This is a genomic window from Falsirhodobacter sp. 20TX0035 (genome assembly GCF_028307215.1).
Lineage (GTDB): Bacteria > Pseudomonadota > Alphaproteobacteria > Rhodobacterales > Rhodobacteraceae > Falsirhodobacter.
On record NZ_JAQMHV010000008.1, the window covers coordinates 1 to 12,419 of the forward strand.

The 12,419-nt window shown below is 68.9% G+C and carries 9 protein-coding genes; 3 read left to right on the top strand and 6 right to left on the bottom strand.

Annotated features, from left to right (window positions below):
- Positions 1 to 74: 74 nt before the first annotated feature.
- Positions 75 to 269 (bottom strand): hypothetical protein, encoded by a 195-nt coding sequence (locus PIJ50_RS10270; RefSeq protein WP_271974992.1) that lies wholly within the window; start codon positions 267 to 269, stop codon positions 75 to 77.
- Positions 270 to 405: 136 nt separating this feature from the next.
- Between PIJ50_RS10270 and PIJ50_RS10275 the strand changes: the two genes are divergently transcribed.
- Together PIJ50_RS10275 and PIJ50_RS10280 are read left to right on the top strand one after the other, a co-directional pair.
- Complete coding sequence (locus PIJ50_RS10275) at positions 406 to 1,728, top strand: MFS transporter (protein ID WP_271974994.1); 1,323 nt, start codon at positions 406 to 408, stop codon at positions 1,726 to 1,728.
- Positions 1,729 to 1,744: 16 nt separating this feature from the next.
- Positions 1,745 to 3,151, top strand: a complete 1,407-nt coding sequence (locus tag PIJ50_RS10280; protein ID WP_271974995.1) for an FAD-binding oxidoreductase — start codon at positions 1,745 to 1,747, stop codon at positions 3,149 to 3,151.
- Here the strand turns inward: PIJ50_RS10280 and PIJ50_RS10285 are convergent.
- From PIJ50_RS10285 to PIJ50_RS10295, 3 genes are all read right to left on the bottom strand, one after another.
- Positions 3,121 to 4,410, bottom strand: coding sequence for an HlyD family type I secretion periplasmic adaptor subunit (locus tag PIJ50_RS10285; protein WP_271974997.1), 1,290 nt, complete (start codon positions 4,408 to 4,410; stop codon positions 3,121 to 3,123). The two genes, PIJ50_RS10280 and PIJ50_RS10285, sit on opposite strands and share 31 nt — an antisense overlap.
- Positions 4,407 to 6,134, bottom strand: coding sequence for a type I secretion system permease/ATPase (locus PIJ50_RS10290; RefSeq protein WP_271974999.1), 1,728 nt, complete (start codon positions 6,132 to 6,134; stop codon positions 4,407 to 4,409). The genes PIJ50_RS10285 and PIJ50_RS10290 overlap by 4 nt, the downstream gene beginning before the upstream one ends.
- Before the next feature lie 67 nt (positions 6,135 to 6,201).
- Complete coding sequence (locus PIJ50_RS10295; RefSeq protein WP_271975001.1) at positions 6,202 to 7,548, bottom strand: family 16 glycosylhydrolase; 1,347 nt, start codon at positions 7,546 to 7,548, stop codon at positions 6,202 to 6,204.
- Positions 7,549 to 7,934: 386 nt separating this feature from the next.
- Here PIJ50_RS10295 and PIJ50_RS10300 point away from each other — a divergent pair, with 386 nt between their 5' ends.
- Positions 7,935 to 8,525: a histidine phosphatase family protein gene (locus PIJ50_RS10300; protein ID WP_271975003.1), complete on the top strand. Its 591-nt coding sequence runs from the start codon at positions 7,935 to 7,937 to the stop codon at positions 8,523 to 8,525.
- Between the two features lie 191 nt (positions 8,526 to 8,716).
- Here PIJ50_RS10300 and PIJ50_RS10305 read toward each other — a convergent pair whose 3' ends face one another.
- Together PIJ50_RS10305 and PIJ50_RS10310 are read right to left on the bottom strand one after the other, a co-directional pair.
- Positions 8,717 to 10,819, bottom strand: a complete 2,103-nt coding sequence (locus tag PIJ50_RS10305; protein WP_271975006.1) for an NEL-type E3 ubiquitin ligase domain-containing protein — start codon at positions 10,817 to 10,819, stop codon at positions 8,717 to 8,719.
- 67 nt (positions 10,820 to 10,886) lie between these two features.
- Entirely contained in the window at positions 10,887 to 12,218 is a 1,332-nt protein-coding gene (locus PIJ50_RS10310) for a hypothetical protein (protein ID WP_271975008.1), read from the bottom strand.
- Positions 12,219 to 12,419 lie beyond the last annotated feature (201 nt).

The window sequence follows — 12,419 nt, forward strand, 5'->3', positions numbered from 1 at the left end:
GAAATTGCCCGTGCCCATCATGGCCTCCTTGCCTCAAAGTTAGCGAAGAAGGCGTCCACGAAACATGGGGCTATTCACGCCTCGGTTGTGATCTGCCGCCGGGCGTCGGCCACGTCGCGGTTCAGCAGGCCGGCGGCCTCGGGCAAGGCAAGGAACTCCGCCCCCTGATCGGCGGCCTCGGCGGCGCGCGCCTCGGCCACGGCGATGTTTCCCGCGTGACGGTTGGTCGACCGCATCTGCACCAGCGCCAGCCGAAGGTGGTCCTTCATGTCGCCTTTCCCTTGCCTTTGGGGGCATGGTGTCGGGGCGGGGGCCGGAGGGAAAGGCCGAAAACGCGCCCGCCCCCCTCGCAACCGGCCCGAAAACGTGTATGGGACGTTCACAGCATCAGGGAAGGAGATGTTCATGACACCGGCACCATCGAACGGGACGCGGCCCCTCAGCCGCGAGGACGGGCGCACGCTTGCGCTTTCGGCCATCGGCGGGGCGCTGGAATATTATGACTTCATCATCTTCGTCTTCTTCGCGACGGTGATCGGCAAGCTGTTCTTTCCGCCGGACATGCCCGAATGGCTGGTGCTGGTGCAGACCTTCGGGATCTTCGCCGCGGGCTACCTTGTCCGGCCCTTGGGCGGCATCGTGATCGCGCATTTCGGCGACCGGGTGGGCCGCAAGCGGGTCTTTGCGCTGTCGGTGTTCCTGATGTCGATCTCCACCCTCGGGATGGCGCTGATGCCCACCTATGCGACGCTGGGGATCCTGGCGCCGATCCTGCTGGTGGTGTTCCGCATGATCCAGGGCGCCGCGATCGGCGGCGAGGTTCCGGGCGCCTGGACCTTCGTGTCCGAACACGTGCCGGCGGGGCGCGTGGGTCTGGCCTGCGGGTTCCTGTGTTCGGGCTTCACGCTGGGGATCATGCTGGGCTCGCTGATCTCGGCCGGGATCAACTGGGTGTTCACGCCGGACCAGATCACGGCCTATGCCTGGCGCATCCCCTTCCTTCTGGGCGGTGTGTTCGGGCTGCTGGGCGTCTATCTTCGCCGCTGGCTGAGCGAGACGCCCGTCTTCACCGCCATGAAGGACAGCGGGCTTCTGCATGCAAGCCTGCCGCTGAAGACGGCGCTGCGCCACCACCTGCACGGCATGGTCGTCGCCGGCCTGCTGACCTGGGTCCTGTCGGCGGCCATCGTCGTGACGACGCTGATGACGCCCACCTTTCTGCAGCGCCAATACGGCTATGCCCCGCTGGAGGCGCTTCTGGCCACCAGCTTCGGCACGCTGTTCCTGATCTTCAGCGCCATGTCCTTCGGCGCACTGGTGGACCGGTTCGGCAGCGCGCGCGTCTTCATCGCGGGGGGTGTCGCCTTCGGCCTGTCGACCTTCGCCTTCTACACCTGGGCGGGTGTGTCGACGCCGGTGCTGTTCGGGCTTTACGCCCTGATGGGGATCACCACGGGCGTCGTGGGGGCGTTGCCTTACGTGATGGTGCGGGCCTTCCCGGCGCCGGTGCGCTTCTCGGGCCTCTCGTTCGCCTACAACATCGCCTATGCGGTGACGGGCGGGCTGACGCCGGTGGCGGTGACCTCGCTTCTGGCCTACAGCCCGATGGCGCATGCCTATTACCTGCTGTTCATCGCGGCGCTTCTGGTCGCGGTGGGCGTCTACCTCGCCCTTAACGGCCGGCGGGTGGAGGGGGAGATCGGCCTGCGCCCGTCCCCCGCCCTGTGACGGAAAGGACTGCCGCATGATCCCTGATGCCCTGACCGCCGCCGCCGATCTGCTGACCGATCCGGCCGACATGGCCCCGTTCCTGAGCGACTGGACGGGGCAATATGCGGGCACCGCGCTGGCCGTCGCCCTGCCGCGCAGCACGGCGCAGGTGCAGGCCGTGGTCCGCGCCTGTGCGCAGGCCGGGCTGCGGATCGTCCCGCAGGGCGGCAACACCAGCGTGGCCGGCGGCTCCGTGCCGGGTGAGGGTGCGGGCTGGATCGTCCTGTCGCTGGCCCGGATGACGGCGCTGCGCCGTCTGGACCGGCCCGGCCGCTCCGTCACCGTCGAGGCGGGGATGGTGCTTCAGTCCCTGCAGGAGCGGTTGGAGCCGGAGGGCCTCCTGTTCCCGCTGTCCTTCGGGGCCAAGGGATCCGCCCGGATCGGGGGGTGCCTGTCCACCAACGCGGGCGGGGTGAACGTGCTGCGCTACGGCAACGCGCGCGAGCTGTGCCTGTCGCTGGAGGCGGTGCTGCCCGATGGCACGGTGATCGACACCGGCGCGGGGCTGCGCAAGGACAACACCGGATACGACCTGCGCCACCTTCTGATCGGGGCGGAAGGCACGCTGGGCATCATCACCGCGGCGACCCTGCGGCTGTTCGCGCTGCCCAAGGTGCGGGCAACGGCCTTCCTGTCCGTCCCGGGGCTGGAAGCAGCGCTGATCGTGCTGAACCGCCTGCAGGACGCCACCGGCGGCGGGGTGGAGATGTTCGAATACATGCCCGAGGCCACCACCCGCCTTGTCACCCGCCACTTCCCGCATCTGCGCTGCCCGCTCGACCCGGTTCCGCCTTGCGGCATCCTGGTGGAGGTGGCCAGCACCGCCGCCTATGACGCCGAACCGGGCGAGGAGGGCGCGCCACGCCTGAACGCCCGGGTCGAGGAGGCGCTGGCCGCGTTGTTCGAGGAGGGGCTGATCCTCGACGCCTCTCTAGCGCAGTCCATCGCGCAGCGCGACACGCTTCTGTCGATGCGCGAACACGTGCTGGAGTCGCTGATGGCCGAGGGGCGGTGGCGGCAATACGACATCTCCGTCCCGCTGGCGGCGCTGCCGGGCTTCGTGTCGGCGTTGGAAGACGGGCTGCCGGAGGGTGTCCGCCTGCACATGGTGGGGCATCTGGGCGACGGGAACCTGCATCTGTCGATCCTGCCGGGCGATGCGGCGGGGCTGGACGACACCGTGTATGACCTCGTGGCGGCGCAGGCGGGATCGATCAGCGCGGAACACGGGATCGGGCGCAGCAAAGCGGTGATGCTGGCCGCCCGGAAGGATCCGGGCACGCTGGCGGCCATGCGCCTCATCAAGGCCGCTCTGGACCCCGAGGGCGGGATGAACCCCGGCGCGATGCTTCAGGTTTCCCTCAACGCCTTCGAAAAGTAGACCGTCAGCGGCTGCAGCAGGTAGGACAGGGGGGAGCGTTCGCCCGTGCGGATGAACGTTTCCACCGGCATGCCGGGCACCAGCGGCAGCGTGTCCATCCCGCTGGCGCGGTCGAAATCGGGCGCGATCTCCACCCGGTAGAAGTGCTGGCCGGTCTGCTGGTCCTGCAGCGCGTCGGCCGACACGGTCAGCACATGGCCCGGAAGCTGCGGCGTGGTGCGGGCGGGAAAGGCGGAAAACACCAACTGCACGTCCTGGCCCGTGCGGACGTTGTCCACATCCGCATTCGCCACCTGCGCCACGACGCGCAGCGGCCGGTCCTGCGGCACCAGATACAACAGCGGCTCGGCCGGTTTCAGGACGGCGCGGCGGGCGGTGATGGCCAGATCCAGCACCACGCCCGCCACCGGCGCGCGGATGTCCAGACGCGACAGCCGCTGGACCAGAGCGCGCCGCCGCTCCACCAGCTCCAGTTCCTGCGGGCCGGAGTCGCGCAGCTCGGTGATGGCGTCCTCGCGCCGGGTCTTGGTCAGGCGCAGCACCTCCAGCGCGTATTCGGCGCGGCGGCTTTCGGCCTGTGCCCGCTGCGCCGTCAGGTCGCCCACCTCGCCTTCCAGCCGCGCTTCCTCGCGCTGAAGGGCGAGGACCTTGCTCAACTGCGTCAGGCCTTGCTCCAGAAGCTGCTGCTGAAGGTCCAACTCGCGCGCGATCAGGCCTCGCTGGGTTTCCAGCGCCTTCAGCTGCACATCGATGCCGTCGACCTGACTGGCCACCTGCGCCTGCCGTTCGTCGATCTGGCCGATCTCCTGGTTCAGGGTTTCGCGCCGCGCCTCGAACAGGGACACCTGCCCGGTCATCAGGGGCGGGATCTCGGCCCGCGTGGCGGCTTCGGTCAGCAGTTCAGGGGGGAAGGCCACGTCGGGGCGGTCGTCCCGCTCCGCCTCCAGCCGGCCGCGGCGGGCCATCAGTTCGAACAGCTGGTTTTCCACGATCACAAGTTCGGAGTGGATCTCGAACTCGTCCAGACGGACCAGAAGGGCACCGGCCTCCACGAAGTCGCCGTCCTTGACGAAGATCTCCTCCACCACGCCGCCATCGGGATGCTGGACGACCTGCCGGTTTTCCTGAACCTGCACGAAGCCGGGAGCGATCACCGCGCCGTCCAGCCGCGCGAAGACGGCCCAGGTGCCGAAGCCGCCGATGAGGACGGCGGCCGTGGCAAAGCCGGTGATTATCGCGGTGCGGGTGCCGGGGATCATGTCGCTTCCTTTCGGACGATCTGCGTGTGGTTCTGGACCATCTGGCGCAGCACCGCGTCGCGCGGCCCGAAGGCGCGGCGGCGGCCTTGTTCCATGACCAGCAGCATGTCGCATTCCTGAATGGCGGCAGGCCGGTGCGCCATGATGAACACGACGCCGCCTTCGGCCTTCACGCCACGGATCGCCGCGTTCAGCGCCGACGTCCCGTCAAGGTCGAGGTTGGAGTTCGGCTCGTCCAGCACCAGAAAGACCGGCTGGCCGAACAGCGCGCGGGCCAGACCGATCCGCTGCACCTGCCCGCCCGACAGGCGCCCGCCCAGCGAGGATACGGCCGTATCATAGCCCTGCGGCAGGCCCAGGATCATGTCATGCGCGCCCGCCTTGCGCGCCGCCTCCACGATCTTCGCGGGATCGGGGTTCGGGGTCAGCCGGGCGATGTTTTCGGCCAGCGTCCCGTCGAACAGGGTCACGCGCTGCGGCAGATAGCCGATCAGCGCGCCCAGAACGTCGGGATCGTACTGGTCCAGCGTGGCGCCGCCCAGCCGGACCTCTCCGCCCGCCGGGGGCCACAGGCCGGTCAGCGCGCGGGCGAGCGAGGTCTTGCCCGAACCGGACGGCCCGATGATGCCGATGGCCTGCCCCGGCCGCGCCTCGAACGCGACGTCGCGCAGGACGGGGCGGGATTCGCCGGGGGCGACCAGCGCCAGCCCCTTCACGTCGATGCGCGCCGGGGGGCGGGGCAGGGCAGTGCGGGGCGCGGGCGGCGGCACCTCGGACAACAGCGAGGACAGGCGGACCCAGCCTTCGCGCGCCCGCCCCACCAGCGCCCATTGGCCGATGGCGGATTCCACGGGGGCCAGCGCACGGCCCATCAGGATGGAACTGGCGATCATCGCCCCCGCGCCCAGTTCGTTCTTCAGCACCAGCCACGCGCCCACGCCCAGCATCACCGATTGCAGCAACAGGCGCAGTGTCTTCGTCATCACCGAAAACCCGCCCGACACGTCGGAGGCGGCAAGGGCGTGCCGCTGCGCCTCGGCCCGCTGGCCCGTCCAGCGGTCGTACAGCGCGCCCTGCATGCCAAGGCTGCGGATGGTGTCCGCCTCGGCCCGCAGGTGGGTGACCATGTGTTCGGCCTTCAGGCCCATCATGCTGGCCCGGGCGGACGGGCCGCGCCCCAGCCGCTGGTTCAGCAGGGTGATGACGATCAGCGTGACGCTGCCCCCCACCGCGACCCAGCCCAGCAGCGGGTGGAACACGAAGATCAGCGCCGTGAAGACCGGCACCCAAGGCACGTCACACAAGGCCAGCAGCACGGGGGAGGCGAGGAACCGCTGCACGCTGGCCAGATCGCTGGCCGCAGCCTCGGCCCGCGGGTCCTTCGGGGCGACGCGCGACAGGTCCATCCCCGCCTGCAGCACCCGCCGTTCCAGCCGGTTCTGGAACGACGCGCCGATGCGCGCGCCCAGCCGGGCCCGCGCGTGGTCGAGCAGGCCAAAGCCCGTGAACATCACCAGAAGCAGGATTGACAGCGCCACCAGCGTCGCGACCGACCGCGACGGCAGCACCCGGTCATAGACCTGCAGCATGTAAAGCGGCCCGGACAGCATCAGGAGGTTCGCCAGGAGCGAAAAGAACAGCACCGACAGCCAAAGCGTCCCCGAGCCCGCCACCGCGCCGCGCAATTCACCCGGGCCCTGGGGACGCCGTGCCGTTTCCGCCATTCCGAAACCTCCATCGAGGGGTGTCATTAAAACTTTATGGAGCGCGGGGACCGCAAGACCACAAGGATCAGGCGAAAAGGCCGAAATCTTCGGGCCGCAGGTCGGAAGCGTGGAGGCCGACGAGGTAGACGCCGTCCGTGGCCGCCCCGCCGCTGGGGCCGAGGCCGAGGTAGAGCGCCCAGCCATCGTCCCGCAATCCGGCAGACAGACTGTCGGCCGTCACCGACAGCCCCTTGAAGGACAGGCGGTCGATGCCCGGTTCGAAATCGCGGACATAGTCCGTCCCGCAGCCGGGGGTGAAGACGAAGATGTCGGGGCATGCGTCGGCCTTGTAGGCGCCGCCCCACAGATGATCAATCCCGGGGCCGCCCTTCAGGATATCCGCGCCGGCACCGCCGATCAGCTTGTCCTTGCTGTCGCCGCCGAACAACTGATCGTTGCCGGCATGGCCGAAGATCTCGTCCTGCCCGCCCTGGCCCGACAGGATGTCGTTGCCATTGTCGCCATAGACGGTGTCGTCACCGCGCCCCGCCACGATTACGTCGGCCCAACGCGAGCCATCCAGAACCTCGCTGGCATCCGTGCCGCCGATGCGGTCGGCAGGATGGGAAGCTTCGGTCAGCGCCGGGTTGCGAGTGGCGCTTGCCTCGCGCTCATAGACGCGGATGTAGTCCACGGCCAGCCCGTCCGAGAAATCGGTGCCAGCGTCCGGATCGCCCGCCCAGCCCCCGACGGCGAGGTTGAGGACCAGAAACATCTCCTCGGTCGGCGCGGTGGCCTCCTGACGCACCAGATTGCCGTCAAAGAACCACGACAGGCCGTCCGCTTCCCACAGCAGGCCATAGGTGTGAAAGCCGGTGCCCGCGCCGGTGGCCTCCACCGCCTGCGCGTCGGGCACACCCGCCGACCAAACATCCGTGTGCAGGATGTCGGACGAATGGCCCAGGAACTCGAACACGTCCACCTCGGCCGACCAGTCGCCGTCGGTGGGCAGCAGCCAGAACGCGCTCCACAAGCCCTGTTCGTCCGGGATGTCGGCGCGGATCTCCACATAGCCGGTGGTCAGGCCGAAGGTCATCTGGGTGCTCAGCAGGCCGGAGCCGTAGGGGAGGCCGCCCGTCGCCCCCTGCTGGGCCGCCGTCAGGGGCGTGGCGCGCACGGTCAGCGCGCCGTCGTTCAGGGTGAACGGGTTCGGCAGGGCGGTCATGTCGGGATCGACGTAATATTGCAGCTCCTTGTTCCGGGCGATGCTGCGGGTGTCGGCCAGATGCGGGGAAAAGGAGGTGGCCCATGTGCCACCGCTTCCGAAACCTTGCCAGTAGAGGGCGTCGCTCGCCGAGAACTCCTCGGAGAAGGTCAGGACGTAGGTGTCATCCCTGAAAGCAAGGGTGGTGGGCGACGGGGGGAGTGGCATGGCGGACACCTTGTGCGAACCATCGAAACCAATGCGACGGTCAGCCCCGTCGAGGGCGGTCCGTTTCGATCGTGCAGATTTGGGATGACGTCTTCTACCTGAGGTTGTGACGTTTGTCAAGGATGTCGGGGGCGCACCCTCGGCGATCCGCCGGATCGACCGACGTTCCCGTTCCAGCGCGGGCCGCCTCTTTACGCTCCTGCGCCTGTTTCGCGTGCGGCCCCAGCGGCGTGGAGCAACTACGGCGGGGGTGGCCAGAGCCGCCAGCGACTTCTGCAACCGCGGCCGGAGCCACGACGAAGGGCGGCTCGCGTTCCGGGGGTGTTGACCGGCGGCGGGTTCGCCCCGAAGGTGGCGCCCGCAACGCCAGCTTTCACGAGGGTCCCATGTCCGCGACGGTCTGCTATCTGACCCATCCGCAAGTTCTGATCGATCCGCAAAAGGAGGTCCGCCGCTGGTCGCTGAACGCCGTTGGCGCGGCGCGCGTGGCGGCGCTGGCGGGGCGGCCGGGGGCGCTGTCGGCCACGCGCCGGATCATCAGCAGCGACGAGACGAAGGCCATCGAAACGGCGCAGCCGCTGGCGCGCGCCTTGGGCGTCGGGCTGGAGGTGCGCCCCGCCATGCATGAGAACGACCGCAGCGCCACGGGCTTCCTGCCGCCGGCGGAGTTCGAGGCGGTGGCCGACGCCTTTTTTGCCGAACCCGCCCGAAGCGTGCGCGGCTGGGAAACGGCCGAGGCCGCGCAGCGCCGCATTCTAGCCGAGGTCGAGGGCTGTCTGGCGGGCCCGCAGGACGGGGATGTGCTGTTTGTGGGGCATGGCGGGGTGGGCACGCTGCTGTTCTGCGCGCTGTCAGGCCTTGCCATCGACCGTCGTCACGATCAGGGGCCTGGAGGCGGGGGCTGCTGGTTCGAATTCGACTTGCAGACCCGCACGCCGCCCCGGGGCTGGCAACCGATGGAGGCGTTGACGGGCTGACCCGCCCGCCAATGCCAGCGCCATAAGTGGCACCCGGTGGAAGGGGAAACTCGAGGAGGCCAGCCGATGAATGCAGGCCCGCAGGGGTGAAACCGAAGAACGCGTTGCGGTTCTGCGGAGCGGGATCTGGCGGATTTGTCGCGCCGCGTCCGCCTTTGCCCGTCACCGCCTTTCCGGACTGTCCCAAAGGATCAGCTGGCCTGAGCGGTTTCAAGGGACAGGCCCCGCGCCTCCAGGATCTTCCGGGTCAGGGCCGCGCGTTTCTCCCGCTCCATCTGTCTGGAATAGAACAGGGTCTTCTGCAGGTCGGCGGCGTGGTCGCCGGTCAGGCCCAGCTCCTCCAGCTCCGCCTTCACGCGGGCGGCAAGGGGGGCGCCGGTTTCCTCCTCCAGCTCCTCCTGCATCGCGTCGTAATCTTCGGGGGCAAGGCGCTGCATCACCAGCGCCCACGGCTCCCACTTGCCGGCGAAATAGGCGGGGAACTTCCGCGCCTCGTCCCCTCGCACCTTGCGCAGCGCAAGGGCCAGGTCGTCCTCCTCCACGTCGGTCGCGTCGAAGTATTTCATGTCGGGCGCGATGAGGTCCAGATCCAGCGCCTCGCGCAGCTTGACCTGATAGGCGAGGTGGACCTGGATGTGCTCGTTGTCCTCGCCATACCCCAAGGCGTCGGCCTTGGCGCGGGCGATGTCGGCCAGCTTTTCCGTCCGGTACATCTGGCGGCCCTTGTCCAGGAGGGCGTCCAGCCGGTCGTCGTATAGCCCGTCCTCCACATCGGCGGCGACGCGGGCGATCTGCATGTCGTTCCAGATATAGGTGACACGGTCATCGCAGCGCGTGGTCGCGCTGAAGGACACGAGGAAGAACTTCTGGCGCAGGTTTTCGCGCTGCGTGGCCTCGCGGATGTTGCTGGCCACGGCCGCGCGCATGGCAGGGCTCTGGAACGTCTCTACCCCGGACAGGCGGTCGAGGAAGTCGCCGAAGGCCTTGGCGCCGGTTTCCTCGGCAAAGCCCGTCCACTGCCGGGCCAGCGCATCGTCGTTCAGCCAGGCGCCCACGCTTTGGGTCAGGGCCTCGGGCTCGGCCTCCTCGTCCGAGTCGTAGGAGGCTTCGGAGCCTTCCTCCTCGGCCAGCCAGCCCTCGGGCACCACCGCGTCGCGTTCCTCGTCCAGGATGACCCAAAGGCCGGGATTGGCGTCGCGCGCCTCCAGGATGGCCGCGCTGGCCAGAAGCCCGATGGGGTTGCCGTTCAGGTGGATAACGCCGGGGCTGGCGAAGTTCTCGATCAGGCTGTCCGGCACTTCCGCCAGGTTGTTGTCGGACACATCAAGGTAGGTGACGCCGTCCGGCACCCGGTCGGGCAGGGCCGTCAGGGCGTTCTGGGCCGCGTTCAGCTCTTTCAGCGCGGGGGGCAGGCGCCCGGGAAGCTGCTCGATGACGTTTTCCCGGACGTTGAGGTCCGTGAGCCCGGCGGGCAGCGTTTCCGGCAAGGCGTCCAGCCAGTTCCCCGACGCGTCGAGGTTGGTGAGCGTCGAGGGCAGGGTGGCGGGCAGTTCGCTGATCGCGTTCTTGGCCACCTTCAGATCCACGAGGCCTTCGGGCAGCGTGTCCGGCAGCGCCGTCAACTCGTTCTTGCGCGCGTCCAGCGACCGCAGGCCGGAGGGCAGGGTGCCGGGCAGAGCGGTCAGCTTGTTGCCGGTCACGCCGATCGTCTCCAGACCCTCGGGCAGGGTGTCGGGCAGGGTCGCCAACTCGTTGCCGTGGGCGCGCAGGGCCTTCAGGCCGGGGGGCAGGCTGTCCGGCAACCGCGTCAGCTCGTTGTGCGACACTTCCAGCCGTTGCAGGCCCTGCGGCAAGCGGTCTGGCAGGGCGGTCAGGCCGCAGCTGTTCAGCTTCAGCTCCTGCACCGTGTCGGGCAGCGTATCGGGAAGGGTCGTGAAGGCGTTCGATGACAGGTCGAGGATCAGCACGCCGGCGGGCAGGGCGGTGGGCAGGCTGGTCAGATCAAGCGCGGACAGGTCCAGCGGCGTCTCGGACCCCGCCGCGTCCTGCGACCACGCCCGGATGCGGGCGACGGCGGTGGCGCGATCCTCGTCGGGGTCGTGCGCCTCGGCCGCCCAGTCGTCCAGCGCCTGTTCCCATGGGATGTCGGCGGTGGGGGGCGCGATGATCGCGTCGATGCTGTGCGTGGCGGGATCGACGGCGGGGCTTTCGCCCGTCAGTTCCGCGATCCAGCGGATCTGCTGGCCGTTCAGGCGCAGGGCCGCGCGGTTGGAATGTGCCTGGTTCTGATCCATGTCTTCGTCCTTTTGCAGGCCGCCGTCCGGTCCGGGGGCGCCTGATGATGCAGAATGCCGCCTTGCCTCAGGCGGCCAGCGTCGCCTCGATCTTCGCAAGCCCGCGTTCCAGCACGGGGGTCACGTAGGCGCCCTTGCCGAAGGGCACAGCGTCCGTGATGGTGTGTTCCTGAAGCGCCGCGCGGCACGAGGCGAGGCTGGCCAGCGCATCGCGGCGCGTGTCCGGGGTCAGCCCCTCCGCCCCGATCCGGTCCAGATGCCGCGCGAGGTCGGACGCTGCCACCTGCGCCAGAAGGGCGTCCACGCGGGACCAGCCGTGGCCCAGATCCTCGATCCGCAGCGGGCTGTCCAGACGCGCCAGATGCCCGTTCACGGTGGATTTGAGGTCGTCGAAATCAGTCCGTGCTTCGGCCAGGCAGGTGGTCCAAACGGCTTGGACCGGGTGCGGGGCACTGTCCACGAAATACTGCGCGATCCGGTCGGGATCGGACAGGACCGGCAGCAGCGTGCGCGACAAGCGGTCCACCAGTGCCAGGCGTTCATCGGCATGGGTGGCCCCGCCGAACAGGCTGGCGACGCGCTCCTCGATCTTCGCGCGCGAGACGACTGCGGTGCGGCCCGCCCGTTTCAGAACCTCCGTTCCCAGATCGCGGAAATGGTCCACCACTTCGGCGGTGGTCACGGGCTGATCGGCGGGCCGGTCCGTCAGGACGTCCCGGTTCGAGGGGCCAAGGAGGGCGGTCTGCCCCACCTCCAGCAACAGGCGCGCGGCGGCGTTCTTCATCGTGTCGGGATCGCTGCGTTCGGTCAGCGCGGCGAGACGGTCGCGGGTGGCAGCCTCGAACGCGTCGGCATCAAAGCTGTTGGCGCGCCGGATCCGCGACAGGACGGAGCGGGCGATGTCCGTCAGGACCGCGGCCTGCGTCGTCGCCTCCGTCGATCCCTCCGAAGGGGCGTCATCGGCAGGCGCTTCCTCTGCCGCGGGCGCTTCGGCCGCGTCCTCCTCGAACTCCGCAGCAAGGACGGGATCAAGGACGAGCGGGCCTTCGGGTTCGGCCTCCTCCTCCAGATGACCGCCGAGGATGACGCGCTTCGACCGCCCGCACAGCTTCAGCCACGCCGTGAACAGGCGCTTTGCCCGCGCGAAGGCCCCCTTGTTCATGAAAAGGACGACCGGCCCTTCCTCGCTGATGGTGGAAAACCCGGCCACCACGGGCTTTGCGCCGGTGCGTGTCACCTCGGCCCGCGCGGCGGCCTTTGTCGGCTTCATGCGGATGACGGACAGATCCGCCAGCGTTCCCGCGGCAAAGGCGGCACCGTCCTCCTTGCGGTTCATCAGGAACGAGAGTTCCTTCCGGGCCTTCGGCGCTTCGTCCTTGCTGGTCCACTGGGTCGCCATGATCTGCCGTCGCCTTCCGCTGTTGATCCGCGATCCCGGCGCGACCTTGCAGGCCGTCACCGGGGATCGAAACTGCGGATGTTATAGGCCGGACCGAGCCGGAAGGACGCCATGCCCATTTTGGATGAAGGCATGCGAAGCGCGGATGGCGCGTTCGTGCGGCGGGCGTCCACTTCCGACCTTGGGGAGCCATGGTAGAAT

Coding starts and splice junctions, on each gene's coding strand:
- PIJ50_RS10270 (WP_271974992.1), bottom strand. CDS start 269: ATGAAGGACCACCTTCGGCTGGCGCTGGTGCAGATGCGGTCGACCAAC.
- PIJ50_RS10275 (WP_271974994.1), top strand. CDS start 406: ATGACACCGGCACCATCGAACGGGACGCGGCCCCTCAGCCGCGAGGAC.
- PIJ50_RS10280 (WP_271974995.1), top strand. CDS start 1,745: ATGATCCCTGATGCCCTGACCGCCGCCGCCGATCTGCTGACCGATCCG.
- PIJ50_RS10285 (WP_271974997.1), bottom strand. CDS start 4,410: ATGATCCCCGGCACCCGCACCGCGATAATCACCGGCTTTGCCACGGCC.
- PIJ50_RS10290 (WP_271974999.1), bottom strand. CDS start 6,134: ATGGCGGAAACGGCACGGCGTCCCCAGGGCCCGGGTGAATTGCGCGGC.
- PIJ50_RS10295 (WP_271975001.1), bottom strand. CDS start 7,548: ATGCCACTCCCCCCGTCGCCCACCACCCTTGCTTTCAGGGATGACACC.
- PIJ50_RS10300 (WP_271975003.1), top strand. CDS start 7,935: ATGTCCGCGACGGTCTGCTATCTGACCCATCCGCAAGTTCTGATCGAT.
- PIJ50_RS10305 (WP_271975006.1), bottom strand. CDS start 10,819: ATGGATCAGAACCAGGCACATTCCAACCGCGCGGCCCTGCGCCTGAAC.
- PIJ50_RS10310 (WP_271975008.1), bottom strand. CDS start 12,218: ATGGCGACCCAGTGGACCAGCAAGGACGAAGCGCCGAAGGCCCGGAAG.